Genomic DNA, 26,208 nt, shown 5'->3' with positions numbered 1-26,208 from the left:
GTCAACGCGCGCGCCGAGCGCGTGCGGCCACGTCGGTCGACTGGAAGGAATCGTCCGATACCATCGTGGCGTCGTGAACCTCTCCGCCGTCAACCTCAACCTCCTGTTGGCCCTCGACGTGTTGCTCGACGAGCGGAGCGTCTCGCGCGCGGCCGCGCGCCTGGGCGTCACCCAGCCCGCGATGTCTCACTCGCTCGCGCGCCTGCGCCGGTTGTTCGACGACCCCCTCTTGGCGCGGTCGGGAGCGGAGCTCGTCCCCACCGCCTTCGCGGAAGGGCTCCGGCCAGCGCTTCGCGCCGGCTTGGCAGACCTACGCACGGTGGTGGAAGCGCGCCACGAGTTCGACCCTGCCGTCTCTACTCGGGTGTTCCGCATCGCCGCCTCGGGGGTCTTCCACACGTCCGGCGTGCCAGCGCTCATGGGGCGCCTGGCCCGCGTCGCACCGGGCGTGCGGTTCACCGTGCGGCCTCTCGAGGGGCATGACGCGCGCGACTTGGCCTCCGCTCGCCTCGATGTGGGGGTCGGCAGCCTGATGCACCTGCCGCACCCCGGCCTCCATCACATGCGTCTCGGCTACGATCGCTTCGTGGTCCTGATCCGCGCGGACCACCCGTGCCGGGAAGAGACACTCTCGCTGGCCGAGTTCTGCGATACCCCCCACGTCGTGGTCGCGAGCGACGAAGAACCGACGTTCGTCGACGACGCGCTCCGTGCCCACGGCAAGACGCGCAAGGTCGCGTTGCGGGTGCCCGACTTCCCGTGCGTGCCGCACCTCGTGGCGACGTTGCCATTCATCGCGGTGGTGCCACGCGCCCTGGCGGAAGCGGCCAGCGCGACGTGTCCCGTGCGCTATGTGGAGGCGCCCGTCGAACTGCTCGTGCTCCCGATCGTCGCGTGGTGGCACGAGCGCTGCGATCGGGAGCCGGGCAACGTGTGGCTCCGCGGGGAGCTCGCCCGCATGGGCCGCGAGCTGTTTCCTCCACGGGTGGCCAGCGATTCGACGGGCTCACCGTGAGCGCTCCGGGCGTCGCTCGGGAGCGTGCGCTCACGGCCCGCCGACCGCATCGCAGGTCCCGCATGAATCTCGTGCATGTTCCCATGACGATCATCTCTTCGACTCCTGTGCGCGCGCCAGTCATCTCATGAGCATTCTCTAGTCCAAGGGGTTCAGGTGATCAGGAACATCGTCTCTTCGGGCGCGCTCGCGCTCATGGTCGGCTCATGCCTATTGATTGGTTGCGACGAGGACAGCGTCGAGGGTCGTGTCTGCAGCAGCGCGGACCCGTGCGGTGATGGCTTCGTGTGCGTGCGCGCGGCGGACGAGGTGAGCCGCTGCATGGCGCGCTGTGACGGACTCACGATGTGTTCGGACGGGTCGGCGTGCTTGGAGCTGACATCGGGGACGCAGTCGGTGTGCTGGCTGGGGGGGACCACCCCGGTAGGCGAGACGTGCGAAGGCAACCTCGAGTGCGTGCGCGCGGCGCGCTGTGTGCGTTTCGGCGCCGACGATGCGCCCGTGTGCGCGCCGGTGTGCGACCCGACCGACAGCGACACCATGTGCGGCGCCGACGAGACCTGCACGCCGCTCGAGAACGCGGGGGGCGCGTGTCATGGCGCGTGAGCACCTCTTCGCGAGCGCGCTCTTGGGACGGACCCTCACGGTGTGCCTCGTGCTCTGCACGAGCGCTGCGGTCGGACGCGCGCAGGCACCGTCGGACGTGGTCATCGACGATGGGCTGACCTGGGTCGAGGCCATCACCGACAACCGCAGCGATCCCGACAACGTCAGCTTCCGCCCTGGGGTGCGGCTCGTGCTGCGCGGTGCCGTCGCTGGCGCCACCACGCTCACCCTGACCCTTCGGCGCGGCGGCACGACCGAGGCCACCATGACCTGCCCACTGCAGGGCGACGGTCGCACCGTCGCGTACACCGAAGGCTGCACCGACACGCGCGTCGCGCTGCGCGGCGAAGGGCTGCTCGAGCTCGCCCCCTCCATCACGACGAGCGCGGGGCAGCGAGACCTCCCCGTCCTGCGCGTCCGCGTGGGTCGCTACTACTCGTTCGACGGGGTGCGCCACAACCAGCCGGTGTACGACAGCTTCTACCAGGTGGTGGGCGACGACCTGTTGCTCGCCACCACGGTGTCTCCCCTGCCGCAGGGCTTCAACGGCTACCACCAAGTGCTGTTCGACTTCTGGGCCGCCTCGCACGAGGTCGCGCTGCCACGACCCGACGACGCGCGCTTCGAGTGCACCGTGGATGGCGTGGCCTTGGGTGTGACGCTGCTCGAGGGGCTCGGCGCTGCCGGGGGCTTCTCCGCACGGCACGCGCGTATGGGTGAGGAGCCGCTCGACTACGCCTGGCGTCACTACCGCCTGTCCACGCGCATGCGCGTGCGCCTGGGTGGGAGCGCTGCGCTGCAGGAGGGTGGCGTGTTCAACGTCAGCGAACGCCCCGGGGCCTATCGGTGCGTGCTCTCCTACGAGGGCCGCGTCCTGCGCACCTTCGCGTTTCGGGTGACCCAGGCCGGCGCCATCGCGCCCCACGCACAGGAGTCCGGCGAAGGGGCGCTGCACTTCACGCCGGGCACCCACTTGGTGGACACCTTCATCCCGGCGGGTCGCGACGCGTGGGACTTCTCCATCGACCCCACCGTACTGCGCGGCAGTACGTTCTTCGGTCGCGCGTGGCCGCACCCCGAACAGATGCACGAGGTTTTCGCTGCGTTGCCGACGCGAGCCGTCGGGGCGGCCGTCCCGGGCGCGCCTGCCGGGTCGTCTTCGGCGAGCACCCGCCGCGCCGCGTCGCCGTCGCGGGCCACCACGTCACGTCCGCGTGGCCGTCGCGCGCGTCGCTAAGCGGCGAGCCTCCGTGTCGGGCGCCGCGGGGGCGCCCACCGACCTGGCGTACGGGGCCACGGCGGCTCAAGCTGGAGGGTCCATGACCGCCGTGACCGACACCGCCCGCGAGCTGCTGCTCGCCACCGGCAACCCCAACAAGGTGCGCGAGGTGCGCGAGGTGCTGGAGCCTCTCGGGTTTCGTGTGGTCGGCCTCGCGGACCTGTACCCCGCGGGAGACTTGCCCGAGGAGCCCGTCGAGGACGGCGACACCTTCGAGGCGAACGCGCGCCTGAAGGCCGTGGGGTACGCGCGGCTCACGGGCCGTGCCTGTGTGGCCGAGGACTCGGGCCTCGAGGTGGACGCCCTCGGCGGCGCCCCGGGGGTGCACTCGGCGCGCTACGCGGGCGTGGACGGGGACCGCGAGACACGCGACTCCGCCAACAACGACAAGCTGCTCGCCGCGCTGCGCGACGTGCCGCGACAGGCGCGGACGGCGCGCTTCGTGGCGGCCATCTGCCTCGTCGACGCCGAGGGGAAGGTGCAGTTCGAGGCGCGCGGCACGTATGAAGGTGTGGTCGCTGACGCCCCGCGCGGGACGGGGGGGTTCGGCTACGACCCGCTGCTGTTCCTGCCGGACGTCGGCCTCACCAGCGCCGAGCTGAGCCCCGCCGAGAAGAACGCGCGCTCCCACCGTGGGGCAGCCGTCCGTGCGTTGGCCACGCATCTGGCGGGCTCGGCTCGCCGGTAGGACCCAGGGGCGCCATCGCCCGCGTGGTGTCGGCTCGCGTGCAGCGCCTACCGATCGACCACGTACGTGCCTGGCACCTGCACCTGGATGGGCGCGATGGCGCGGTGCCCGAACGGGTACTGCGCGCCGACCCAGTGCTCACCCACAGGTAGCTGGGGCACCTCGAACGTGGCGCCCCCTTCCACCCACGCCACGGGCACGGCGTCGACCACGATGATCATCTTGCGTGTGGTCTGGTTCTCCACCGTCAATGTGCCGTGCTCCTCTGGCAACGGTCCCGGGTCGTAGGTGGGTGTGGTGGCGGGCCACAGGCGCAGGCGCATCACCTCGGAGAGCATGACGCGCCCCTCCACCGGGTCGACGCGCGCCGGGGGCTCGCGCTCGTCCGCGCGCAGGGCGGACTCCGGCAGGTCCATGGTGACGTCGGCCGAGAGCGTGCCGAACCACATGCCCACCCGGAACCAGGGGGGCGCTCCGTCGCGGCAACGCCCGGAAATGCTGCTGTAGGTGCTGTTGCCCCACTCGGCCAAGAGGCGACAGATCATCGGGGCGGGGCCCACCGCCGGCGTGCGCGGCCCGCGCACGCGGATGAACGGGTCGCGCCCCACGGGCTCGCCCACGAACCAGCCGCTCAGCTCGCCAGGCCCCACATGCCGTCCGCCCTGGGCATCGAACACGTACGTTCCAGGTGACCCGCGCCGCACGCGCACCTCGGCTCCTGGTTGGATCGGCCACGTGTCTCCCAGGAAGCGCGCCCGCAGTCGGTCGGGCGTCATGTCCAGGTTGAGCTCGGCGCCCGCCGGAGGCGTGCCGGGGGGTGGCTCGCCGAAGGTACCGTGGATGTGCAGGCGCATGCGGTAGACCAAGCGCCTCGCCGGGATGGGTGTGCGCGCCGTGTATTCGTCGTCGGGTCGCGGCGCGATCCGCACCCGGTAGCTGGCATCCCGCTCACCCCGCACCGTGGGCGCGTACACCTCGTCCAGGGTCGGTTGGGGCCGAGGCGGGCGATCCACGTCGGCTGCCGGGGCGCGCTCGGCCCGCTCGGAGCACCCGCTCGAGAAGCTGCTGGATGCGGACAGCACGGCGGTGAGCCAGATGGCGATCGGGACGCTGCTCGGGCCACCGCCAAAGGCGCTCGTCAGCGGCGCGGGTCGCGGCAGCCCACGGGGTGTCATGAGCGCGAGAGGTCGCCGACCAGCTCGAGCAGCGAAGGGTCTTCTGCCAACATCGTGCGGAGGTGCTGCTCCAGGGCCTTCTGACCGGCTGGCTCCAGCCGCTGGGCCTCGGGCGAGGCCAGCGCGTCGGCGACCAGCGCGTCGACGGCTTGGCTCGGCGTCAGCGCGCCTGCCCGGACTGCGGCCCCGAGCTCGGCCGCGCGGGTGTTGACCACGGGGGTGCCCGGTTCCATCGCGGCGCCACTCGCCGCGGCGCCCTGGAGGGCCGCCTTGAACTCGTCGCCCTCGCCGCCGCCTTGGACGCGCGTGGGCGCCCCCGCAGCGATGTCGAGCGCCCGCGGGGGACCCGACGGTGGTTTGATGGGACTGGTCATGGTGCCTCGTTCTCTTAGCCGCTGGGGGCGCAGCGCGCCACGCCCCACACGTTCAGCGGATGTTGCCCACCACGGACTTGGCCGTATCGTTGCGGGCCTTCATCACGTTCGAGAGCGTGGAGAAGTGCACCTGCTCGGCGCCGATGCGGCGCTGCATCTCGAGCAGCTCCATCGTGTCGCTGGGCACGCCGCTCGCTGCGTCGGGGCCCCCGCCCCCGCTCCCGCCGTCGCTGACGTCCGGCGCGAGGTCTGGCAGGCTTCCGCTCTGGCTCAGCGCCGCTCGCCCACCGGACACCCGCGACGCGGTGGTCGCCTGAGACAGCGGGGCGACCCCGGTCAACGCTGCCGTGCTCGCGACGATGCGCTGCGCGCCCTCGTCGAGGGCATCCCGAAAACGCCGTGAAGCGGGGAGGGGGGTCTGGCGCTCCGACGGGGGACGGACGGTGACGCTCTGCTGGGGGTCGATACGGGTGGTCATGCACGGGCCTTTCTGCACCAAGGGAGGTGCGCCCTTGCCTTGTCGACCCCGGCGGCCGCCACTTGCGTCCTCCGCGCGTTTTCTCGACCCACGCACGAGTCAGCGTCGGCGGAGGGGTCTCGGGGACGACAGACGCCTACCCGGCGCGTGCCGTGTCCTGCACGTCTCGGAGCGACGGGTGCGCCGGTCGGAAGGCCCCGACCACGCCCGTTCACGCGTGCTCGCGCCCGCTCACTCCTGCAGGAGGACGCGTAGGCTCCGCGGCGCGGCTTCCGACTCGAGCACGTCGCAGCCCTCGCAGGTGCCCTGCGAGCAGCCTTCGCACTCGGTCAGCGACGACGCCATGGCCGTGAGCTCTTCGCGCAAGCGACGCAGCCGCAGGATCTTCTCTTGGACCTCGCCGATGCGCTCGCTCAGCAGCTGGGTCATCGCGGCGCTGGCACCCGCCCGCTCGCTGCACGCGTGGCGCAGGCTGAACATGTGCTTGATGTCGGGCAGACTCAGTCCAGCTTCACGCAAGTCCAGCGCGAGCCGCAGCTTTTCGAGCTCGCTGGGCCCAAAATGACGATGCCCCCCGTCCTTTCGGTCGAGGGGCGCGATGAGGCCTTCTTGCTCGTAAAAGCGCACGGTGCGCAGGGTGCTACCCGTCAAGCGCGCCATGTCGCCGGTGGTGAGCGCCGCGTGCCCGTTCTCGGGCGACGCGGAGGGGCTCTCGCTTACGTGATGCGCGATCTCGGACACAGGAGAACAAACTATGGAGCGGACCCCTGGGGTGTCAACTGTCGTGCGACGCGTCCGCGGGCGCATCCAGGTTGACCCAGTGGGCGGCACCCCCCGGCTCCCACTCCTTCTTCCAGATGGGGACCCGCTCCTTCAAGCGGTCGATCGCGAGGCGGCAGCCGCGGAACGCCGCGTCCCGATGCGGGGCCGAGGCGCCCACCACCACGTGGTCCACCCCACGGCCGTCGCTCGCCCCACCGGTGGGTCGCGGCGACGCGCACGCCGTCCAGAGGCCAGCTCGCCCTGGACGCGGCGCAGCACGGCGAGGTCACGTCGAGCGTGGAACGTGGGGTGCTGCTCGTAGTCCAGCCGCGCCACGGGCTTGCCGTCGGCGACGTCCCGCACCACGCCCACGAAGAGCGTCACCCCGCCCGCGCCAGCGTGCGAGACGGCGCGGTAGATCTCGTCGATTGAGAGCGGCGTGCTGCGCACCTCGGCCAGCGGGAGCGAACCCCCCGCCACGGGTGGCAGCACGTCCACGCGGTCTCCCGCTACGGGGACGTAGTCGGTCCCCACGAACGCGTCGTTGACCGCAAAGCGCATCGCGCCCAGCAACGGCGCCAGCGCGGGGTGGCGTGTGGCGAGGCTCGCGCGCAGGGCGGCGTGCGAGCTGACCTCCCCCAGCGGCAGTCGTTCTTCCGTGAGCCCAGCCAGCTCTCGTGCGCCGGCGAAGTAGCGGATGGTGATCTCTGGCTCCGTCACGCTCTGGAACATGACAGGATTCCGGGGATGCGTCGCGTGCTGCTCGCCATCGGGGCTTCACTTTGTGCGGTGGGGCTGCTGCTCACGATGTCGCGCGTCGGCGAGCTGGCCACGGAGGAGCGCGACTACCGCGGGCCCCTCCTCACGATGGGCGAGCTGACGGGGTCCTCCGCGGTGCTCGGCGAGCTGACCCTCGCGCACGGCCAGAGCGTCAACTTCAGCGTGTGCGCCACGGACGCGTTCTACCTACCGGGGTGGAAGGTGTCGACCTTCGCCATCTTCCACGAGGATCCCCACGAGCTGGTGTTGCGGGTGCGCCTGGACCAAGACCGCATGGCCAGCCTGCGGGAGGCGCCCGAGGGCGGCTGCGTCGACCTGGCGCGCGCGGACGCCCTCACCGGACGCGGTCGCTTCAGCGTGGTGTTGGAGACGCCTGGGTCGGGGGAGTTCACCGTCGTCCGTCAGGTGTCCGCCGCCGACACGCGGCTCTGGACGCATGTGACCGCTGTGCGCACGCTCACCGCCGCCGACATGACGGGCCCGCTGCTGGCCTGGGTGGGCGTGCTGCTGATGACGCTGGCGTGGCTCGTGCGACCTCCACCGCGGAGCGCCTTCGAGCAGCTCGTCGACGACGCGCTCGCGGCCGACGCAGAGGACATCCACGCGCCCCGACGCAGTCCGCTCGGCCCTTCCCGCGTCCTGGCCGCGGCGCTGCTGGGGCTCGTGGTCTCCTTCGTTGCGAGCGCGCTGCTGCCGCCCAGCCCGCTCACGTCCATTGGAGCCGCGCTCGTCCTGTTTCTGGGTCAGCTCCTGCTCGTGGTCGGCCTCACCCGTCACGCGCAGGGGTTGGGCTTGGTGGCGCCACCGCGTTGGCCGTGGTTGTTGCTCGCCATGCCCGTCCTCGGGGTCGTGCTCCGTATCGCGCTCGCGCAGATCTCGCGGCTGGTCCCCAGCACGGGGACCGCACCCATCGAGCACATGGTCAGCGCTCCCAGCGGGCTGCTCACCATGCTCGCCATCGGCCTCGTCGCTCCTTTCGCCGAGGAGCTCTTCTTCCGCGGGCTGCTCTTCCGCCAGCTCGAGCGGCTGCGCGGTCCGGTCCCCGCGGTGGTCGGCACGGCGCTCCTGTTCGCGCTGCTGCACGCGCCCCAGGTGTTCGGTGCGTGGCCTTCGCTCGTGAGCATCACCGTCGCCGGGGTGGCCTTCAGCACGCTGCGGGCGCTGACGGGCTCGACCCTCGCCAGCATCCTCGCGCACCTGGGCTACAACGGGATCATCGCGCTGCCGTTCATTCTGCAGCTGCTCGCGCGGTGACCTCCGCTGGTGTCCCTGGTCCGCCTCTGGTACCACCCAGCCGTGCCGAAGACCCGCGTCGACGTGTTGTTGGAACAGCGCGGGCTCGCCCCCACGCGCGCCAAGGCGCAGGCGCTCATCCTCGCCGGGGTGGTGTTCTCCGGCGAGCGGCGCGTCGACAAGGCGGGCGAGAAGCTCGACGACGAGGCGCCCCTGCTCGTGCGCGGCGAGGACCACCCGTTCGTCTCCCGTGGTGGGGTCAAGCTGAGCGGCGCGCTCGACGCGTTCGCGTTCGATCCCGCGGGGCGCGTGGCTGCCGACTTCGGGGCGTCCACAGGAGGCTTCACGGACTGTCTCTTGCAACGCGGCGCCACGCGCGTGTACGCCATCGACGTGGGCTACGGGCAGCTGCACGACACGCTGCGTCAGGACGCGCGCGTGGTGGTCATGGAGCGCACCAACGCGCGCCACCTGACAGCCGAATCACTGCCTGAGCTCGTCACGCTGGTGGTCATCGACGCGAGCTTCATCGGGCTCGAGAAGCTGCTGCCTGCGGCCCACGCCGTGCTCGCTCCGGGGGGCGACGTGTTGGCGATGGTCAAGCCGCAGTTCCAGGTGGGCCGGGACCAGCTGGGCAAGGGGGGCGTGGTGCGCGACCCGGTCCTGCGCGCCGCCGCGATCGAGGCCGTGGCGCAGGCCGCCGTGTCGCTCGGGTTCCAAGAGCGTGGCCGCGCCGACGCGCCCATCAAGGGGCCAAAGGGCAACCACGAGGCCTTCCTGTGGCTCCGCAAGCCCGAAGCCTGATACGGTGCGGGTCAGTGACCCTGGACGACCTCGAGCCTCACGAGCGCCTCGCCTTCGCCGGCCTGGTGCGGACGATGGTGCGCGCCGATGGCGTGCTGACCGCAGCAGAGAGCGCGGCGCTCAGCACGCTCGCCCGTGAGGTGGGCAGCCTGCGCTTCTGGCGCTGCATGACGGAGGCCCAGCAGGCCCTGCCGGACATGGAGGATCTGAGCGACGCGGCGCGCAACGTGTCGCGGCCGCCCGTGCAGCAGTGGATCTACGAGGTCCTGGTGGGCATGGCGGCCGCCGACGGCAACATGGGCGAGGCCGAAGGCCGCCTCCTGGACTGGCTGCGGGCGCTCTGGGGGCTCTGACGCGTGCGCATCGTCGGCGGCACCCTGGGGGGGCGACGCTTCGATGGGCCCCCGTCGGATCTCACGCGTCCCACGGCCGAGCGGGTACGCGAGGCGCTGGCCTCGGCGCTCGATGCGCGAGATGCGCTGCGCGGGGCACGCGTGCTCGACCTCTACACGGGCACGGGCGCCCTGGCGTTCGAGGCGCTGTCACGAGGTGCCGAGCACGCCGTGCTGATCGACCACAACCCGCGCGTGGTGAAGGCGGCGCTGCACAGCGCGAAGTCGCTCGATCTCGCGCAGCGCGTCCGTGTGCTGCGCGCCGACCTCGGAGCTCCACCGGCGACCCGGGAGCGGAGCCTCTATGCCGCGCTGCGCCCGTACGCCCCGTTCAGCCTGGTGTTCGCGGACCCTCCCTACGACGACGTCGCCGTGGTCCCACCGCTGCTGGACGACATGGTGGAGCAGGCGCTCATCGACCCGTCGGCGGTGGTCGTGCTGGAGCACCGGCACGCGCTCCCCCCACCCGCCTGTGCGCGGCTCGCGCCCCTCGCCGTCTACCGCTATGGTGACACCGGTGTGCGCCTCCTGACGGTGACCTAAGGGCCCCCGGGCCTCCCTCCAGCAAAGCCCTCACGCATGTCCCACGCCATCTACCCCGGCTCGTTCGACCCCATCACCAACGGACACATGTCCATCCTCGAGAGCGGGCTGGTCTCGTTCGAGCGCATCACGGTCGCCGTGCTCAACAACGAGCGCAAGGCGCCGCTGTTCTCGGTCGACGAGCGCATCGAGATCACCCGCGAGGCCATCGAGCGTCGTGGCCTCGACGTCAAGCGCATCGAGGTCGACTCGTTCGACGGTCTGCTGGTGGACTACTGCCGTCGCAAGCAGGCCACCGTCATCCTGCGCGGCCTGCGCGCCGTGGCGGACTTCGAGTACGAGCTCCAGATGGCGAACATGAACCGCCACCTGAACAACGACATCGTGACCACGTTCATCATGGCCAACGACGCCTACTTCTACGTGTCGTCCAACCTCTGCAAGGAGGTCTGCCGCTTGGGCGGTGACGTGTCCAAGCTAGTCCCGCCGCCGGTGGACGCGAGGCTCCTCGCCAAGCTCAAGCCCGGCAAGTAGCGCGGCCCCAGGTCCACCCAGCGCTCGCGCGCCAGCCACTCGAGCTCGGGCAGGTCGTCGAGCGAGACCTTGCCCAGCCGCAGGCGGTCCATGGTGCGAGGCGCCGTCCGCAGGGCGTGGCGCACTCGCAGCCAGCTCCGCAGGTACACGATGTCGCGGGCCACGCCGCCCCCGCGGAACGCGCGCTCGGACAGGACCACCGCGCGCTCGGCGCTGAAGCCGTAGTCCTCGTGCAGCGCGCGCGCCGACTCCGCGAAGGTGGCGCCTTCGTGCACCCAGTCGGTGGTCAGCACGCGGGCCGCGAGCGCCCGCAGGCGACTGGCGTCGAGCAGGCCAGCTTCCTCCTCGAGAGTGATGCACATGCCTTCTTGGTCGGCGTAGGCGCCGCCCGTGCCCAGCGCGAAGATCCCGAGCGGCTGGGTGCGCCCGTTGAACGCGGCGACGAGGTGGCCCAGCACCTCGTGCACCACCAGGCGCCGCGCCTCTCGCGCACCGAACAGGCGCTCGGCGATGAACATCGTGCGCTCCCCGGCCGCTGCGCCCGACACCAAGTGCGGCTCGATGCGCACACGGATGTCCAGGTCCAGCACGCGCGCCACGCGCCGGGCGAGCTCGGCGAGGCTGCCCTGGCCTGATGGAGGCACCACCTTCTCCTCCGGGTCGGGCGGCGTGTCCGCCAGCAGCCGCTCGGCCAGCTCGCGCAACGTGGGGCCGGCGGGGAGGTGCGGGAAGGCCGGCTCACCGCCGTGCCCATAGCGTCGCCGGGCGAGCGGCCGCACCTTGCGTGGCGACCCGACCGCGGCCAGCAGCTGCAGGTCGAGATCCAGCTCGGTGAGCCGCCGCTGATACAGCGGCGTCCCCGGCAGCTGCGCCGCAAGTTCGTGCATGCGCTCGACGCTCCGCCGCGACTCCACCTGCACATCGGCCAGAGGGGGTGCGACAGCGTCCCACGCCGGCTTCGCGACCACACCGCGGGTCACGGCCTGCACCAGGCGCTCGCGCTCCGCCGCTGCGTTCTTGGGCGTCACGAAGGCCAGCAGCCGGTTCGCGCGTAGGACGCGCCCGAGCTCCTCGTCCAGCGCGACCTGCCGCGCGTTACGCGTGCGCAGCGCGGCCCGCCCGACCTTGCTGCCGCTAGAGGAGCTGGGTGGCGCGCTCGGCGAGCTCACTGCGCTCCCCCTTGGTGAGGGTGATGTGCGCCCCGATGCGCTCTCCCTGGAAGCGCTGCGCCACGATCGTCAGGCCGTTGCTCGCCGCGTCGACGTAGGGGTTGTCGATCTGATACGGGTCGCCCGTGAGGATGACCTTCGTGTTGGCCCCCGCGCGCGTGATGACGGTCTTCACCTGGTGCGGCGTGAGGTTCTGCGCTTCGTCCACGATGAGGTACTGGCTAGGCAGCGAGCGCCCGCGGATGTAGGTCAGCGCCTCGACCTGGATGGTCCCGGCCGCCACCAGCTCGTGGTAGTCGCGCGCCTCGCTCATGCGGTTGCGCCCGGACGAGAAGATGAACTCGAGGTTGTCGTAGATGGGCTGCATCCACGGGTTGAGCTTCTCTTCCACCGTGCCGGGCAGGAACCCTAGGTCGCGGCCCAGCGGGAAGATGGGCCGGCTGACGAGCATGCGGCTGAACGTGCCCTGGTCGATCACGGCCTCCAGGCCCGCGGCGATGGCGAGCAGCGTCTTGCCCGTGCCGGCCTTGCCCACCAGCGTGACCAGGTGCACCTCGGGGCGCAGCAGCAGGTCCAGCGCGAAGTATTGTTCGAGGTTGCGCGGGCGCACCCCCCAACAGCCTTGTTTGCCCACCCGCAGCGGCGTGAGCGCCCCGAGCTTGGCGTCGTAGATGCCCAGGGCGGTGTGCCGCGGCTGGTCGCGCTCGCGTAGCACCACGCCGGCGTTCGGGTGCAGCTGTGCGACGTCCAGGTCGCCGTTCAGCCGCGTGAGGTCGAGCGTCTCGCGCCCCGCGAGGGCGTTCACCAGGTCCGCGGATGTGTCCACGGTGACGATGCCGCTGTACAGCTCGTCGATGTCGATGCGCCCACCCTCGTAGTTCTCCGCGCGCAGCCCGAGCACGTCCGCTCGGATGCGCAGGTTGGAGTCCATCGTGATGAACACGACGGGCTGTTCGGGGGATGCGTCTCGCAGGTCCAGCGCCGCCTGTAGGATGGCGTTGTCCATCGCGCCGTGGCCGCCGCGACGGGGCTCCACCTTGGGGACGGCCACGCGCAGCATGCCGCCCGTCTCGTCCAGCACCACCCCGGTCTGCAGCGACGCGCCCTTGCGCTCCCGGAGCTCGTCCAGGATGCGCACGATGGTGCGCGCGTTGCGGCCCAGCTCGCTGAGCTCCTTCTTGAACTGGTCGACCTCCTCGATGACGAAGATGGGGATGACGACGTCGTTCTCCTCGAACTTGTAGATGGCCAGCGGGTCATGGAGGACGACGTTGGTGTCGAGGACGTAGGTTTTTTTCACGTTCGCTCCAGAGTACCACAAGGGGATTGTGGGACGTCGTGTGAAGCACGGCGCGCGGCGCATGGCCAACCCCGTGGGCGTCCGGCACACTCGGCGCTCGTCATCCCTGCCATGGCCGTTCGTGGGGCCAGGCCACGACCTGGCTCGGCTCCGCTCACCGTCCGCCACCGCCCGTTGACCGACCTCCCTCCACTCGATCCTCCCAAGCCCGGTTCGTCGGCGCTTTCCGCGCGGCTGCGCGGGCCCGCCCCCGTGCTGGCGGCCATTGCCGCCGTGCTCAGCGCATGGGTGCTTGCGGTGCTCGACGGCCGGGCCCTGGACCCGACCGGGGAGCGCTCGCCGTGGCCCATGCTGGGGGCGCTCATCGGGCTGTGGACGCTGTGGTCCCTGGTGAGTGCGCCGTTGGCTTGGGCGGGCGTCGAGCTCGCGCGGCGGATCATCGCTCCCGCCGGTCCATCGACGAACCCGCTCGAGCCCGCGCTCGACCGGCTCGACCGGCTCGCGTTGCGGCTCGCTGAGGCCGCGTGGCTGGGCCTCGTCTTGCACCGGGTGGGGCTGCTGCTCACGTGGCGCTCGACGGAGACCCTCGTGATAGGGCTGGCGCTGGTGGGGGCGGGCGTCCTCCCGCTGCTTGGAGCCACGCGGCGGTGGGCCACGCGGCGGATCGCACGAGCCGCGCCTGGGCGCCCACGCCGCGCCCTCTGTGTGGTCGTCGCGCTCCTCTCGGTGGGGGTTGTGCTGCTGTCTCTCGCCACGGCGCACAGCGACTACGTCACCGAGCTGACGCGCGACTTCCCTTGGGGCGTCAGTCTGCTGGCGGTGCCACCCCTGGTTGCGTTCGTGGTCGGGGTGCTCGTCACGCGCGCTCTGCGGCCTACGCCGCTCGGCCTGCGCGCTCGGCAACCTGCGCTGCTCGCTTGGTCGCACGTCGTCCGGGCACCACTGCTGCTCGGCCTCCTCGCCCTCGTGGGTGTCTCGGCGGGTCTCCTCGGGGCGCGCGCTGCCGACCCAGAACAAGCGCGCGCGCTGCGCGACACGCCGGGGCTCTGGTCGAGTCCGCTCGTGTCGGCCGCGTTCGCGGTGGGGGTCCCGACGCCGCCCCTCGGTGCGGCGCAGGGGCTGCGGGGTTGCATGGTGGGGCAGGGGCTCGGGGCGCCAGGTAGCGTCGGTCGCGTCGGTGCCGACGCTCCCGACATCCTGTTCATCACCATCGACGGGGTGCGGTTGGATCACACCAGCCTGCTACCGGGGTCGACCCACCCAAACACGCCACGGCTGCTCGAGCGCTCTCGCCAGGGGGCGTCGTTCACGCGCGCCTACACCCCGGCGCCCTCTACGCGCGCGGCCTTCCGCTCGATCTTCTCTGGCCTGCTGCCGGGTCAGGTGGACGCGCCGCCCGCGTCTCGCTTCCCTTGGGCCCTCACCCTGACCCCGGCCCAGCCCACGCTCGCCGCCTATCTGCGGGAGGCGGGCTACGAGACCATCGCGCTGATCTCCAAGCCCAAGGCTTTCCCCGAGGAGAGCAGCGCGCTGACTGGTTTCGCCGAGATCGACGAGGTGCCCGCCGAGTATCACTTGCGGCACAGGCACTCTGCGCAGCTGAAGATCAGCCGCATCATCGGTCGCCTCGCAGAGCCCCCTCCGCACACGAACGCTCCGCGCTTCGTGTGGACGCACCTCATCGAGCCCCACTATCCGTACACCCGGGGCCCTACGGAGGGCTCACTCCCTTCGCCACGCGACAACGAGGCGCGCCACGACCTCGCCGTGCAGTACGTGGACGAGCAGCTCGAGCGCCTCCTCCGCTTTGCGCTCGCTCCCGAGCGGCGGGCGCGGACGATCGTCATCGTCACGTCCGATCATGGCGAAGCCTTCGACGAGCACCGGAACGCGCGCCACGGTGCCACGGTCTACGAAGAGGAGCTCCGCGTGCCCCTGGTGGTGGTGGGCGGTGGGGTCAGGGCCGGTACGTACGACACCCCCGTCTCGTTGGTGGAGCTGCTGCCCACCGTGCTGGGCCTCGCGGGCCTCGAGGTGCCCGTGGGGGTCTGCGGGGACGGCCTCACGCGCACCCTGCGCGCAGGCACGCCCATCGCGCACCAGCCGCTCTTTGCCGCTGCGCTGCCCGACGGAACGACGCGGTACCATCAGCTCGCTTTCCTGGTCGGGGACGAGAAGCTCGTGGTCGATGGCGAGACAGGGATCGGTGCCCGGTTCGATCTCATCCGGGACCCCCGCGAGCGTCAGCCCGACACCTCCTCGGCCGCCGCGCAGGCGCTGCGACGACGCTTCGAGAGCTTTCTCGCCGAGCGGGGCCTCCCCGCGCCGTCCACCCGCTGAGCGTCGATCGAACCGGATCGAGTCCGGCAGCCGACGCGTCGTCCTGCGCTTCATGTGAGTGGGTCACGCGAAAGGTCGCCCGCTCCGCGCTCGAGACAGTATCTTCCGCGAGGTGAAGCTCCCCGACGTCTACAAGCGCATCTTCGTCGCCGCAGGCGTGCTCGGGATCGTCATGGTCGTCGGGACCACGTCGTACTTCGAGGTGGGTCAGGGGCGCTGGTCGCACTTCGACTGCTTCTACATGACGGTCATCACCCTCTCGACGGTCGGCTTCGGCGAGACTCTGCCCGGGATGGGCGAGGTGCCCGAGGCGCGCATCATCACGCTTGCGCTGATCGTCGCGGGAAGCGGTACCCTCCTCTACTTCATCTCCAACCTCACCGCGCTGATCGTCGAAGGCGATCTGCAGGGGCTCCTCCGTAGACGACGCATGGAACGCGCGATCGAACACCTCCACGACCACGTCATCGTGTGCGGCATCGGCACCACCGGACGGCACATCGTGCGGGAGCTCTTCACGGCCGGCACGCGCTTCGTGGTCATCGACACGGACGAGCACCGCCTGACCGAGCTGGACGAGTCCCTCGGCGGCAAGCTCCTCCGTATCCACGGCGATGCCACCGACGATGCCGTGATGGAGCGGGCGGGCATCACCAAGTGCATGGGTATCATCGCCGCGCTCAGCGACGACCGCAGCAACCTCTTCGTGACCATCTCGGCCCGGGCGCTCAACAAGACCGCGCGCATCGTGGCCAAGGCCGTCGAGGCCAGCACGGAGCGCAAGCTCTACCGCGCTGGCGCGGACTCGGTCGTCTCGCCGAACTACATCGGCGGCATGCGGCTGGCCAACGAGATGATCCGGCCCAAGACGGTGGAGTTCCTGGACCGCATCCTCCAGGACCGCGACGGGAACCAGCTGCGCATCGAGGAGATCGCCATCCCGGAGGGGTCCTCGCTCTTTGGCCGGACGCTCGCGCAGTCGCGCATCCGCAACACGGGCGCGCTCGTCCTGGCCATCCACCAGCCCGACGGGACGTACGTCTACAACCCCAAGGGGGACATGGTCATCGCCGAGCGCAGCGGTATCGTGGTGCTCGCGGACGAGGGCGCGCTGACGATGCTGCACGACGGGCTCGAGCGGAACACCCTCACCCACATGCCCGCCTGAGAGGCGCTCCAATCGCCTCTCGCGGTTGACCCTCCGGTCCCCGTGGTTAAGGTGCCCCGTGAGTGCTGGCTGCCCCTACGAAGGCGTAGGTTGGCGGCGGATTTTCGAAAGAATCAAAGGAGTTAGCAGCAATGGGCAAGATCATCGGTATCGACCTCGGCACGACCAACTCGGTCGTCGCGGTGATGGAGGGCGGCGAGCCCAAGGTCATCGTCAATGAAGAGGGAGATCGCATCACGCCCTCTGTGGTTGCTTGGGACGACCAGGGCGAGATCCTCGTCGGTCAGATCGCGAAGCGTCAGTCCGTGACCAACCCCGAGGGTACGGTCTACTCGGCCAAGCGCTTCATCGGGCGCCGCTTCGAGGAGCTGGGCGATCAGGACACGAACCGCATCCCCTACAAGGTGGTGCGGCGCAAGGACGGCGGCGTCGGCATCGACATCCGCGACAAGCAGCTGGCGCCCCCCGAGGTCTCGGCCCACGTGCTGCGCAAGCTCAAGCGCGCCGCCGAGAACTACCTCGGCGAGACGGTCACCGAGGCGGTCATCACCGTCCCCGCGTACTTCAACGACTCCCAGCGCCAGGCCACCAAGGACGCCGGCCGCATCGCCGGGCTCGAGGTCAAGCGTATCGTGAACGAGCCCACCGCGGCGGCGCTCGCGTACGGCCTCGACAAGCAGCAGGACCACGTCATCGCGGTCTACGACTTCGGCGGCGGTACGTTCGACATCTCCATCCTCGAGGTGGGCGAGAACGTGGTGGACGTCATCAGCACCAACGGTGACACCCACCTGGGCGGCGACGACGTCGACGACAAGATCATCGACTACCTCATCGCGGAGTTCAAGAAGGACACCGGCATCGACGCCAGCTCCGACAAGATGGTGCTCCAGCGCCTCAAGGACGCCGCCGAGAAGGCCAAGATCGAGCTCTCCAGCAAGCTGGAGACCACGGTCAACCTGCCCTTCCTCACGGCCGACGCGACGGGCCCGAAGCACCTCAACATCCGCATCACCCGGGCCAAGCTCGAGTCGATGATCGAGGACCTCATCCAGCGCACCCTGACCCCGGTCAAGAAGGCGCTGGCCGACGCGAACAAGACCGCGGCGGACATCCAGGAGGTCGTCCTCGTCGGTGGCTCCACGCGCATCCCGCTCGTGCTCGAGACGGTCAAGAAGTTCTTCGGCAAGGAGCCCCACAAGGGCGTCAACCCGGACGAGGTCGTGGCCCTCGGCGCGGCGGTCCAGGCCGGCGTGCTCTCCGGCGACGTGAAGGAGATGGTGCTGCTCGACGTAACCCCGCTCAGCCTCGGCGTCGAGACGCTCGGCGGCGTGATGACGGTCATGATCCCGCGCAACACCACCATCCCCACCCGCAAGGAGGAGACCTACTCCACGGCGGACGACAACCAGACCCAGGTGGAGATCCACGTGCTCCAGGGTGAGCGCGCGGAGGCCAAGCAGAACCGCACGCTGGGCCGCTTCAAGCTGTCGGACATCATGCCGGCGCCGCGGGGCATGCCCAAGATCAAGGTCACGTTCGACATCGACGCGAACGGCATCCTGAGCGTCTCGGCCAAGGACGAGGCCACGGGTAAGGACACGGCCATCACCATCACGTCCAACTCGGGGCTCAGCGACACGGACATCGAGCGCATGGTCCAAGAGGCTGCGGCCAACGAGGAAGAGGACAAGAAGCGCCGCGCGGCGGTGGAGAACCGCAACAAGGCGGACCAGCTCTGCTACGGCGTCGAGAAGGCCCTGGGCGAGCTCAAGGACAAGGCGCCCGCGGACAAGATCGCGGACATCGAGGGCAAGGTGGCCAGCCTGCGCAGCGCCATCGAGGCCTCGGACGACGCGGGCATCGTGAGCGGCATGGCCGCGCTCGAGGCGGCCATGGGCGAGATCGCCCAGAGCGCCTACGGCGCGAGCGGCGCGGCTCCCGGTGCGCAGGGCGCGGCGGCCGGTGCGAGCGCGGGTGGTGACGACGACGTCATCGACGCCGAGTTCGAAGAGACCGAGTAGTCCCTCGGCGCGGCCATGACCGACGTGAGCGGCGGATCCCGATGGGGTCCGCCGTTTGCGTTGGTCGGGTGTGCGGGAGCGGCACAAGAGTCGGCGGCACGCGCCTCTCGACGCGAGGTCGTGGCGAGGCGAAGAGACCGAGGAGTCGCGGTCCATGCGGCGCGCCTCGAGCAGCGCGCGTGCCAGGCCAGGACCTTTCGAAATCTCTCAACTTCTCACGCGAGCGGCCCCCTTTCGCGTTGGGTGTTTCGGGAGACTCCGTGACATGTGACGGGAAAACCGTGCCCCACGCGAGGTGAGGCACGGTTCATCTGTGTCCAGGGCTGGCGAGGGCACAACGTACCCTCGTCTACGTCAGATGGAGCCCTGCAGCTGGATGCGGAACTGGTTCGCGCCGTCGTCCAGCGTCCCCGGGCCCGCCCACAGGCGGAAGTAGTCCAGCTGGACCTTGAAGGGGTGCTGCGCCACGTAGTAGCTGAACCCCACGCCCAGCTCGCTCTCGTCGGGGATGCTCGAGGCGCCGCCGATGCCGAGGTGGCGGATGGCGCCGTAGCGCCCGCTGAACTCGATGCGGCGCCCAGGGAGCAGGTAGCCAGCCTGGAGCATGGTGCCGAGGCCGTTGCGTGGGTCGGTCACGGGCAGGGGCACGCCCATGTCGTCGACGGCGTCGCCGGGGTTGCGTGAGCCCGTGCGGATGGCCAGCTCCCACTGGGCGGAGAAGCCCGCGTACTTGAAGATCGCGTCGGCGATGAACAGGTGGTAGTTCGTCGTGCCGCCGTCGGCGGGCATGTTGCTGGTCTGGCGGTTCAGGCCGATGGCGTTGTGCTGGAACGAGTACATGGCGCCGATGCTCAGGCGTGGCGTGGCGGCGCGCTCGAAGTCCGACTCCTCGTAGTCGTCGAACATGCCGAAGGGGAGCACCTCGACGCGCGCGAAGTAGTGGAAGTCGAAGTCCTCGAAGCCCGTGCTGTCGCGGCCACGACCCACCGAGACGCCCGCCGCGTAGCGCAGCAGTCCGAGGCCGAGGAAGTCACCCGACCGCGCGTCGATGGCGAGGTCGCGGTCGAGCGTGAACTCGCTGTTCATGAGGGCGCGGTCCACCATCTGGAGGTCGCCCGACGAGATCACGCGCTGACGGTTGCTGGGCAGCTTGTACTGGCCGACGCGGATGTTGAAGTCGCGGATCTGGCGGAACTCGAAGTAGAGATCGAGCAGCGGCGTGTTGCGCGGCGTGGACGACGCGATGTTGTCGCGGATGCCGTCGTCGCTCGGGGAGATGGCGAGCTCCAGCTTGAAGCGGTTGGCCTCGCCGAAGAAGTTGCCGCTGAACGCGATGCGCACGCGGCGGGCCGTGAGCTGGTGCTGGATCGAGCCGCTCTCGTCCGTCAGCCCGTAGAGGAACTGGCCGCGCACGCGGGTCTGGAGTCGGAATGCGCCGTCGTCGCTGCGCAGGTCGAGGCCGCTGCCGGGCGTGAAGCGCACACGATCGTTCCCGATGGCGTGGGGGCCCATCTGTACTTCCTCGCCTTCCGGGATGCGCGCGGCGTCCGCGTCTTCGTCGCTCTCCGCAGCCTCGGCTGGTGCGGTCGTGCCGACCTCGGCGGGCGGCGCCGCTTCGTCGGTGGTGGCCTCCGACCCCTCGGACTCGGTGGGGGCGTCCGTGGCGTCCGCAGGCGGGGCCTCGGCCGACTCGACGGGGGCGGTGGGCTGCGCATGGGCCGCGGATGCGGTGAGCAGCAGGGTCGTCAGCGCGAGGGCGCGGTTCCAAGTGGCGTGTGACATGCGCCCGGGGTTACGCCCCTTGTGTGTCAACCACGTGACGCAAACGTGACGCGTCCGTGATGCTCGTCACCTGTGCGTCGAATCCGGTCTGTTCAGGACGATGTCGTCACGTCGGTGTCACCTTCGCCCCCTTGGTGTCGAGGCCTCGGGCGATCCCACAGGGGCTCTCCCATGCGTCACTCAGGGCATCCGATCCCCGGGTCATCGTTCAGAGACGGAACAGCGCGCGCGCCTCGTCGGCCGTGAAGCGTCGGGCCGTGTTCACGTCGCTGAACGTCGTCGTGGTCACGTCGCCGCTCGCCTCGCGCATGACCATCGTCTCCACGGCCGGGCCCGTCCCCACCAGCTCCATCTCCGTCAGGAAGCGCCGCAGCGCGTCGGTGCGCGGGGTCAGCCGCAGGCGCCAGCGCTGCCCCCCGAGGGCCTCGAACTGCAGCGCGAACGTGCGCTCGAGGGCGGCCCTGTCCCCCGCCAGCACATGTCGGAAGGACGACACGAAGCCCCCCACCACCTCGTTGCTCCCCAGCGGGATCTGCTCGCGGCGGCCGTCCCCCACGAACGTCAGGGTGTCGCCCTCGATGAGCGCCGCCGACGCTGTCGGGGCCGTCACGCGCCGCATCAGGCGGCCGGGGGGCGTGAAGTACAGCACGCCCTCGCTCCGTACCGGGCGGGACAGGAGGGCGATCTGCTTCTCCTCCGTGAACCGCGCCGACAGGCCGGGCATGCTCTGGAAGCCCTGGAGGAGGCGGTCGAGGGTGGGCGCGCCACGCTGAGCCGTAGCGGCGGCGGGGGGCGGCGCGAGCTGCGTGGCCAGCAGGACGAGCAGCGTGAGGGTGAGCGAGGGGAGGCGTTGCATGCGGAGCCTGTCGGACGGCGCGGGGGCGGCTTTCTTCACCGCGGTGTGTCCCAGAAGTCGAAGAAATTGAACCAGTTGTCTGGCGCCTTGCGGACGAAGTCGGCCAGCAGGTCGGCGTACTGCTGGGCATAGCGCGCGATGGCCTCCTGACGTTGGCCACGCGGGAGCACGACACGCTCGGCGAAGGGGATGCAGTACAGCTCGTACTGATTTCCGCCACGGTACAGCCCTGCCGTGAAGTACACGGGGCAGCGCAGCGAGGCCGCGAGGATGTACGGACCAGCCGGCAGCGCCACCTTGTCGCCGAGGAAGTCCACCACCACCGTCTTCCCGTCGGGGGGCGGGCGGTCGCCCAGGATGGCCACCAGGCCCCCCGCCTCCACACGCTCGCGGATCTCGAGCATGAAGTCGATCGAGTCGCCTCCGCTCATCTCGATCAGTCGTGTGCGGCTGGTGGGATCCAGGCTCTCGAGCACGTCGTTGATGCGGCGCGCGTGCTTCGTGTAGACGACGGGGTAGAGCGGCAGCGCCTCTTGGGTGCTCTGCATGCGCATCGCGTAGAAGCTGCCCACGTGGGCGCCGAGCAGCACAGCGCCCTGGCCCGTGTCCCGCAAGCGCTGCAGGTGCTCCTTGCCGTTGCGCGTCACGCGAAAGGGCTTCGTCTTGCCGCGCAGGAAGAACAGCGCGTCGATGGTGCACTGCACGAAGCGCCGTACGTGCTGGAACGCGGGGCGAAAGCCGAGCGGCAGCCCGAGTCGGCGGCGCAGCTCGTCGCCGGTCTCGCGCGCGACCCTCGAGGTGAGCGTGTAGTAGAGCGCGATGAAGAAGCCGAGCAGGCGGGCCGGTCCGCGGCCGAACACGGTCGCCAGCACGACGACGGCCTTGATGCCGAGACGGGTGCCGTGCTCCGACACGTCGCGCCAGCGCCGCGTCTCAGGGGACGCGGGGCTCGGGGAAGCGCTCTCAGCGGGCTTTGCGTCGTCGGACGAGTCGGCCCGCCTTGCGACGGCGTCTGGCGTGGGGTTTCCGCCGGCGGGCGCAGCGGGGAGCGCCGCAGGCGGTGGCGCGGCCGTCAGGGGGGCACCGTCCGGAGATGTGTCCGGGTGCTCGTCGGCCTGGGGCTGGGTCGGCTCAGGCATGCGGCGGCCAGACCTTCTTCAGGAGCCAGTCGTGCGGCCACAGGCGCCCCTCGCCGTACTCGCGGAAGCGGTAGCGGCGCTCCAGGAATTCCGCGGTGAACATGGCGCCCATCAGGGCGTAGGCGACCCCACCCGTGTACGTGGCCCACGTCGCGACGTCGGCCAGCAGCCCGAGCGCCAGCGCCACCCCGCCGTTGAGCACGAAGAACACGCACCAGCGCACCGTCCAGCGGCGGCAGTGGGCGCGCTGCGCGTCCGAGAGCTCGGGTGACTGCAGGCGCGCGAAGCGCTCGATGAGGGGGGTGTCCGTGCGCAGCGTGCTGCCGAACGTGGCCAGCAGCCCGAGGTTGATGAGCACGGGCATGGCGAACACGAAGCGCGCGTCGTCGAAGACCACGCCCAGCAGCAGCACCAGCAGCACCACCAGCGGGACGCGCAGCACGGCCCACAGCTCGCTGCGCTGCTTGCCTCGCAGCCGCAGCGCGATGCCCGGTACCAGCACCACCATCACCAGCAGGCCGGTGTTGCGCGCGCTCGTGTGCGTGAGCGACCACCACACGGCCAGCGGGTACGTCACCGCCAGCACGATGTTCAGTACGGTCAGGACGACCCGCAGCACCGCGCCTTAGAGCCCACCGCTGATGGAGATGACCTGCCCGGTGATGTAGCCGGCCGCGTCGCTCGCCAAGAACGCCACCAGCGCCGCGACCTCCTCGGGCTGCCCGAAGCGCCGCATGGGGATGTGCTTCTTGATGATGTCGAGGGGCGCGTCCACCACCATGTCCGTCTCGATCAGCCCTGGCGCGACCGCGTTGACCGTCACCCCACGCTTGGCGCACTCGATGGCGAGCGCCTTCGTGGCCCCGATCAAGCCGGCCTTGGCCGCGCTGTAGTTCACCTGGCCGCGGTTGCCGATGACGCCGCTCACGCTCGAGATGTTGATGATGCGCCCCTTGCGCAGGCGGATCATGGGCATGACCAGCTTCTGCGTGACGTTGTAGAAGCCGTCCAGGTTGACGCGCATGATGGGGTCCCACTGCTCGGGGGTCATCATGGGGAACGCGTTGTCGGCCGACACGCCCGCGTTGTTCACCAGCACGCCGATGGGCAGCCCCTCGTCGACCAGCGCGTCGATGGCAGCGAAGGCCGCCTCGCGGTCCACCACGTCGAAGCGCAACAGGCGCACGCGCCCGCCCTCACGCTCGATCTCGGCCTTCACGGCTTCGGCCGCCGCGTCATTGCTCCGGTAGTTCAGCAGAATGGGGTGCCCGGCCTGGGCCAGCGCCTTGCTGATGGCGGCGCCGATGCCGCGGCTACCGCCCGTGACCAAGGCCCACGGCTTGTTGCTGCCCGGGGCGCTGCCTGCGCTCGCTGCTTCCATGCGCCCGCACTGTGACCGGTGGACGCCGCCTCCGCTACTCGCCCGCCATCGCTCCCGGCGTGGGCGCGACGGTCGTCTCGGGGGGGCCAGTGCCCGCCTCGCCGCCCAGCTGGGCGCGCATGGCCGCCTGGATGACCGGGCTCCAGCTCACCCAGGAGTGGTTGCCCTCGTACTCCGCGGCGGTGTGCGGGATGCGCCGCTCGCTCAGGTGCGTGTGCAGCCGCTCGTTGGTGTCCTTGATGCCCGCGCGGTCGTCACTGCCCCAGTGGATGGCCAGCCGCGTGCCATGCAGGTCGCTCGGACGACGCCACACCAGGAACGGGTCGCGTCCGCGGATCTCGCGCTCATTGGCCGGGCCCCACACGCGATGCACCGGGATGAACAGCTGGGTCATGCGGTCGGTCGCGAAGTTCATCATCTGCTCGGTGTCGAAGATGGGCGCGCTCACGGCGGTGAGCGACGCGAAGCGGCCGGGGTGATCCATGACCAAGCGCAGCGACCCGTAGCCGCCCATGGAGACGCCCATGATGTGGCAGTCGTCCGGGCAGGCCAGGGTGTGGTAGCGCCGCTGCACCTCGGGGATGAGCTCCTCCAGGATCCAGTCTTGGTACATCCGCGACCCGTCGTACCAGTTGGCCCAGAAGCCGTTGTCTCCCTGGGGAAAAAAGATCACGGCCCGTGGGAGCTCGCCGCGCGCGGTGGCCTCGCGGAACTGCTGGGAGAGGCCGTGCTTGTCGAACGCGTTCGGGCTGTCACCACCGCCGTGCAGGAACGTGATCAGCGGCAGGCGCTCGTCCTCGCGGAAGTCGGGTGGCAGCCACACGGAGTAGCTGAGGCGCGCCCCGCTCATCCGGTCGCTGCGCACGCGGTGGTAGGTGAGCTCCCGCGGCCCGGCGCACGAGCTGGCGAGCGTCGCAGCGGCGAGGACGAGCAGCGAGAGCAGGCGAGATGCACCGGGCCAACGTGTCATGGACTCACCATACGACGTCGCGCGGGGGGCGTGGTCGTTTCAGGAAACCTGCGATGACCCGGCGCGTTCGATAGGCTGCGCGCATGCGAAAGAAGACCGAGATCCGTTCCGTCCCCGAGCTGATCGCGCACAAGCGCGACGGCGGCGCGTTCAGCGAGGACGAGCTGCGCCTGCTGGTGAACCGCTACGCACGCGGAGAGCTGCCCGACTACCAGATGGCGGCGCTCGCCATGGCCATCTACTTCCGCGGCATGACCCCGGCCGAGACGACGGCCTACACGCTGGCCATGCGCGACAGCGGGCGGGTGATGGACCTCTCGGCCATCCCGGGCAAGAAGATCGACAAGCACTCCACGGGCGGGGTGGGTGACAAGATCAGCCTCGCGCTGGCGCCCATCGTCGCGGCCTGCGGCGTGCCAGTGCCCATGATGGCAGGGCGCGGACTGGGCCACACGGGGGGCACCCTCGACAAGCTGGAGGCCATCCCCGGCTTCCATGTGGATCTGACGCCCAAGCAGTTCCGCAAGCAGATGGCCACGCTGGGCTGCGCCATCATCGGGCAGACGGCGGACCTGGCGCCAGCCGACAAGCGCCTGTACGCGCTGCGGGACGTCACCGCCACGATCGAGTCCGTGCCGCTCATCACGGGTAGCATCCTGTCGAAGAAGCTGGCCGAGGGGCTCGACGGCCTCGTGATGGATGTGAAAGTGGGGCGCGGCGCGTTCATGAAGAACGTCGACGACGCGCGCGTGCTGGCGAAGAGCCTGGTGCGCGTGGGGCACAAGGCGGGCAAGGACGTACGCGCGTTGCTCACGCGAATGGACGACCCGCTGGGCAAGATGATCGGCAATGCGCTCGAAGTGGAGGAGGCCTTCCTCACGCTGCGCGGGGATGGTCCTGCCGACCTGCTCGAGTGCACCCTCGCGCTGGGCGTGGAGATGCTCCAGATGGGCGGCGTCGCCAAGAGCCGCGCCGAGGCCCAGCGGCGCCTGCTGCGGGCCATGCGCGATGGCAGCGCGGCGCGCCTGACGGAGCGCATGATCGCCGCACAAGGAGGCGACGCGCGCGTGGTCTCGGAGCCCGACCGCCTGCCGCGCGCGAAGGTGCGGATGGCGGTGCTGGCCCCCCGCGGGGGCACCGTGCAGGCGGTGGACGCGCTGGAGCTGGGGCTCGTCGGCGTCGCGCTCGGCGCCGGGCGGACGACCACCGAAGACGTGGTCGACCCTAGGGTGGGGATCGAGTTGGCGGCGGTGGTCGGCGAGCGGGTCGCGAAGGGCGCGCCGCTGGCGTTCCTCCACGTCAACCAGCGACGAGGGCAGGCCCGTCACCTCGCGCGCGTGCGCGACGCGTTTCAGCTGGGGCCGCGCCCGGTTTCACAGCCCCCCTTGGTCATCGAGCGCATCACGCGCTGAGCGG

Annotated in this window: 27 protein-coding genes; 13 read left to right on the top strand and 14 right to left on the bottom strand. The window is 70.5% G+C overall.

Annotated features, from left to right (window positions below; genetic code table 11):
• Positions 1-73 precede the first annotated feature (73 nt).
• From H6726_02175 to rdgB, 4 genes are all read left to right on the top strand, one after another.
• Positions 74-1,015 carry a LysR family transcriptional regulator gene (locus tag H6726_02175; GenBank protein ID MCB9656428.1) on the top strand — a complete coding sequence of 314 codons (942 nt, stop codon included), beginning with the start codon at positions 74-76 and terminating at the stop codon, positions 1,013-1,015.
• Between the two features lie 156 nt (positions 1,016-1,171).
• Positions 1,172-1,621: a hypothetical protein gene (locus H6726_02170; protein ID MCB9656427.1), complete on the top strand. Its 450-nt coding sequence runs from the start codon at positions 1,172-1,174 to the stop codon at positions 1,619-1,621.
• Complete coding sequence (locus H6726_02165; protein ID MCB9656426.1) at positions 1,611-2,858, top strand: hypothetical protein; 1,248 nt, start codon at positions 1,611-1,613, stop codon at positions 2,856-2,858. Before H6726_02170 ends, H6726_02165 begins: the two co-directional genes overlap by 11 nt.
• A gap of 82 nt (positions 2,859-2,940) precedes the next feature.
• Positions 2,941-3,588: an RdgB/HAM1 family non-canonical purine NTP pyrophosphatase gene (rdgB, locus tag H6726_02160; GenBank protein ID MCB9656425.1), complete on the top strand. Its 648-nt coding sequence runs from the start codon at positions 2,941-2,943 to the stop codon at positions 3,586-3,588.
• 47 nt (positions 3,589-3,635) lie between these two features.
• Here rdgB and H6726_02155 read toward each other — a convergent pair whose 3' ends face one another.
• The 6 genes from H6726_02155 to H6726_02130 all read right to left on the bottom strand — a co-directional run bounded on the left by H6726_02155 (position 3,636) and on the right by H6726_02130 (position 7,109).
• Positions 3,636-4,763: a hypothetical protein gene (locus tag H6726_02155; protein MCB9656424.1), complete on the bottom strand. Its 1,128-nt coding sequence runs from the start codon at positions 4,761-4,763 to the stop codon at positions 3,636-3,638.
• Positions 4,760-5,137: a hypothetical protein gene (locus H6726_02150; GenBank protein MCB9656423.1), complete on the bottom strand. Its 378-nt coding sequence runs from the start codon at positions 5,135-5,137 to the stop codon at positions 4,760-4,762. Before H6726_02150 ends, H6726_02155 begins: the two co-directional genes overlap by 4 nt.
• Before the next feature lie 52 nt (positions 5,138-5,189).
• Positions 5,190-5,615, bottom strand: coding sequence for a hypothetical protein (locus H6726_02145; protein MCB9656422.1), 426 nt, complete (start codon positions 5,613-5,615; stop codon positions 5,190-5,192).
• A 231-nt stretch (positions 5,616-5,846) separates the two neighbouring features.
• Complete coding sequence (locus H6726_02140) at positions 5,847-6,356, bottom strand: MerR family transcriptional regulator (protein ID MCB9656421.1); 510 nt, start codon at positions 6,354-6,356, stop codon at positions 5,847-5,849.
• A 34-nt stretch (positions 6,357-6,390) separates the two neighbouring features.
• Positions 6,391-6,570: a molybdenum cofactor biosynthesis protein MoaE gene (locus H6726_02135; GenBank protein ID MCB9656420.1), complete on the bottom strand. Its 180-nt coding sequence runs from the start codon at positions 6,568-6,570 to the stop codon at positions 6,391-6,393.
• Positions 6,489-7,109 carry a MoaD/ThiS family protein gene (locus tag H6726_02130; GenBank protein MCB9656419.1) on the bottom strand — a complete coding sequence of 207 codons (621 nt, stop codon included), beginning with the start codon at positions 7,107-7,109 and terminating at the stop codon, positions 6,489-6,491. Before H6726_02130 ends, H6726_02135 begins: the two co-directional genes overlap by 82 nt.
• Positions 7,110-7,124: 15 nt before the next feature.
• Here H6726_02130 and H6726_02125 point away from each other — a divergent pair, with 15 nt between their 5' ends.
• From H6726_02125 to coaD, 5 genes are read left to right on the top strand one after another with little or no spacing between them, the layout of a single operon-like run.
• On the top strand, positions 7,125-8,411 hold the full coding sequence (locus H6726_02125) for a CPBP family intramembrane metalloprotease (protein ID MCB9656418.1): 1,287 nt from the start codon (positions 7,125-7,127) through the stop codon (positions 8,409-8,411).
• Between the two features lie 42 nt (positions 8,412-8,453).
• Entirely contained in the window at positions 8,454-9,194 is a 741-nt protein-coding gene (locus H6726_02120; GenBank protein MCB9656417.1) for a TlyA family RNA methyltransferase, read from the top strand.
• Between the two features lie 14 nt (positions 9,195-9,208).
• Positions 9,209-9,547: a TerB family tellurite resistance protein gene (locus tag H6726_02115; protein MCB9656416.1), complete on the top strand. Its 339-nt coding sequence runs from the start codon at positions 9,209-9,211 to the stop codon at positions 9,545-9,547.
• Positions 9,548-9,550: 3 nt separating this feature from the next.
• Positions 9,551-10,129 carry an RsmD family RNA methyltransferase gene (locus H6726_02110; GenBank protein ID MCB9656415.1) on the top strand — a complete coding sequence of 193 codons (579 nt, stop codon included), beginning with the start codon at positions 9,551-9,553 and terminating at the stop codon, positions 10,127-10,129.
• Positions 10,130-10,165: 36 nt separating this feature from the next.
• A complete protein-coding gene (gene coaD, locus H6726_02105; protein MCB9656414.1) occupies positions 10,166-10,663 on the top strand; it encodes a pantetheine-phosphate adenylyltransferase in 498 nt (165 codons plus the stop codon).
• Here coaD and H6726_02100 read toward each other — a convergent pair.
• Together H6726_02100 and H6726_02095 are read right to left on the bottom strand one after the other, a co-directional pair.
• Positions 10,549-11,832, bottom strand: coding sequence for a DUF1704 domain-containing protein (locus H6726_02100; protein ID MCB9656413.1), 1,284 nt, complete (start codon positions 11,830-11,832; stop codon positions 10,549-10,551). The genes coaD and H6726_02100 overlap by 115 nt on opposite strands.
• Positions 11,798-13,132: a PhoH family protein gene (locus H6726_02095; protein MCB9656412.1), complete on the bottom strand. Its 1,335-nt coding sequence runs from the start codon at positions 13,130-13,132 to the stop codon at positions 11,798-11,800. Before H6726_02095 ends, H6726_02100 begins: the two co-directional genes overlap by 35 nt.
• A gap of 174 nt (positions 13,133-13,306) precedes the next feature.
• Between H6726_02095 and H6726_02090 the strand changes: the two genes are divergently transcribed.
• The 3 genes from H6726_02090 (at position 13,307) to dnaK (ending at position 18,664) form a co-directional block, all read left to right on the top strand.
• On the top strand, positions 13,307-15,472 hold the full coding sequence (locus H6726_02090) for a sulfatase-like hydrolase/transferase (protein MCB9656411.1): 2,166 nt from the start codon (positions 13,307-13,309) through the stop codon (positions 15,470-15,472).
• A gap of 112 nt (positions 15,473-15,584) precedes the next feature.
• Positions 15,585-16,640 carry a potassium channel protein gene (locus H6726_02085; GenBank protein MCB9656410.1) on the top strand — a complete coding sequence of 352 codons (1,056 nt, stop codon included), beginning with the start codon at positions 15,585-15,587 and terminating at the stop codon, positions 16,638-16,640.
• Between the two features lie 131 nt (positions 16,641-16,771).
• Positions 16,772-18,664 carry a molecular chaperone DnaK gene (gene dnaK / locus H6726_02080; protein ID MCB9656409.1) on the top strand — a complete coding sequence of 631 codons (1,893 nt, stop codon included), beginning with the start codon at positions 16,772-16,774 and terminating at the stop codon, positions 18,662-18,664.
• 354 nt (positions 18,665-19,018) lie between these two features.
• Here dnaK and H6726_02075 read toward each other — a convergent pair whose 3' ends face one another.
• The 6 genes from H6726_02075 to H6726_02050 all read right to left on the bottom strand — a co-directional run bounded on the left by H6726_02075 (position 19,019) and on the right by H6726_02050 (position 24,792).
• Positions 19,019-20,446, bottom strand: coding sequence for a hypothetical protein (locus H6726_02075; GenBank protein ID MCB9656408.1), 1,428 nt, complete (start codon positions 20,444-20,446; stop codon positions 19,019-19,021).
• A 208-nt stretch (positions 20,447-20,654) separates the two neighbouring features.
• Positions 20,655-21,302 carry an outer membrane lipoprotein carrier protein LolA gene (locus H6726_02070; protein ID MCB9656407.1) on the bottom strand — a complete coding sequence of 216 codons (648 nt, stop codon included), beginning with the start codon at positions 21,300-21,302 and terminating at the stop codon, positions 20,655-20,657.
• A 35-nt stretch (positions 21,303-21,337) separates the two neighbouring features.
• Positions 21,338-22,441, bottom strand: a complete 1,104-nt coding sequence (locus H6726_02065) for a hypothetical protein (GenBank protein ID MCB9656406.1) — start codon at positions 22,439-22,441, stop codon at positions 21,338-21,340.
• Positions 22,434-23,060: a hypothetical protein gene (locus tag H6726_02060; GenBank protein ID MCB9656405.1), complete on the bottom strand. Its 627-nt coding sequence runs from the start codon at positions 23,058-23,060 to the stop codon at positions 22,434-22,436. The genes H6726_02065 and H6726_02060 overlap by 8 nt, the downstream gene beginning before the upstream one ends.
• A gap of 6 nt (positions 23,061-23,066) precedes the next feature.
• Positions 23,067-23,822 (bottom strand): 3-oxoacyl-ACP reductase FabG, encoded by a 756-nt coding sequence (fabG, locus tag H6726_02055; protein ID MCB9656404.1) that lies wholly within the window; start codon positions 23,820-23,822, stop codon positions 23,067-23,069.
• A gap of 34 nt (positions 23,823-23,856) precedes the next feature.
• A complete protein-coding gene (locus tag H6726_02050) occupies positions 23,857-24,792 on the bottom strand; it encodes a hypothetical protein (protein ID MCB9656403.1) in 936 nt (311 codons plus the stop codon).
• 101 nt (positions 24,793-24,893) lie between these two features.
• Between H6726_02050 and H6726_02045 the strand changes: the two genes are divergently transcribed.
• Complete coding sequence (locus tag H6726_02045) at positions 24,894-26,204, top strand: thymidine phosphorylase (GenBank protein MCB9656402.1); 1,311 nt, start codon at positions 24,894-24,896, stop codon at positions 26,202-26,204.
• Positions 26,205-26,208: the final 4 nt, after the last annotated feature.

The sequence above is a fragment of the Sandaracinaceae bacterium genome, assembly GCA_020633055.1.
In the GTDB taxonomy this organism is placed as follows: domain Bacteria; phylum Myxococcota_A; class Polyangia; order Polyangiales; family Houyiibacteriaceae; genus JADJJE01.
This window is presented reverse-complemented; position numbering and strand designations above follow the sequence as displayed.

What these genes read in the sequence shown, in the direction of transcription:
- H6726_02165 (MCB9656426.1), top strand. Translation starts at nt 1,611, where the DNA reads ATGGCGCGTGAGCACCTCTTCGCGAGCGCGCTCTTGGGACGGACCCTC.
- rdgB (MCB9656425.1), top strand. Translation starts at nt 2,941, where the DNA reads ATGACCGCCGTGACCGACACCGCCCGCGAGCTGCTGCTCGCCACCGGC.
- H6726_02155 (MCB9656424.1), bottom strand. Translation starts at nt 4,763, where the DNA reads ATGACACCCCGTGGGCTGCCGCGACCCGCGCCGCTGACGAGCGCCTTT.
- H6726_02150 (MCB9656423.1), bottom strand. Translation starts at nt 5,137, where the DNA reads ATGACCAGTCCCATCAAACCACCGTCGGGTCCCCCGCGGGCGCTCGAC.
- H6726_02145 (MCB9656422.1), bottom strand. Translation starts at nt 5,615, where the DNA reads ATGACCACCCGTATCGACCCCCAGCAGAGCGTCACCGTCCGTCCCCCG.
- H6726_02130 (MCB9656419.1), bottom strand. Translation starts at nt 7,109, where the DNA reads ATGTTCCAGAGCGTGACGGAGCCAGAGATCACCATCCGCTACTTCGCC.
- H6726_02125 (MCB9656418.1), top strand. Translation starts at nt 7,125, where the DNA reads ATGCGTCGCGTGCTGCTCGCCATCGGGGCTTCACTTTGTGCGGTGGGG.
- coaD (MCB9656414.1), top strand. Translation starts at nt 10,166, where the DNA reads ATGTCCCACGCCATCTACCCCGGCTCGTTCGACCCCATCACCAACGGA.
- dnaK (MCB9656409.1), top strand. Translation starts at nt 16,772, where the DNA reads ATGGGCAAGATCATCGGTATCGACCTCGGCACGACCAACTCGGTCGTC.
- H6726_02075 (MCB9656408.1), bottom strand. Translation starts at nt 20,446, where the DNA reads ATGTCACACGCCACTTGGAACCGCGCCCTCGCGCTGACGACCCTGCTG.
- H6726_02070 (MCB9656407.1), bottom strand. Translation starts at nt 21,302, where the DNA reads ATGCAACGCCTCCCCTCGCTCACCCTCACGCTGCTCGTCCTGCTGGCC.
- H6726_02065 (MCB9656406.1), bottom strand. Translation starts at nt 22,441, where the DNA reads ATGCCTGAGCCGACCCAGCCCCAGGCCGACGAGCACCCGGACACATCT.
- fabG (MCB9656404.1), bottom strand. Translation starts at nt 23,822, where the DNA reads ATGGAAGCAGCGAGCGCAGGCAGCGCCCCGGGCAGCAACAAGCCGTGG.
- H6726_02050 (MCB9656403.1), bottom strand. Translation starts at nt 24,792, where the DNA reads ATGACACGTTGGCCCGGTGCATCTCGCCTGCTCTCGCTGCTCGTCCTC.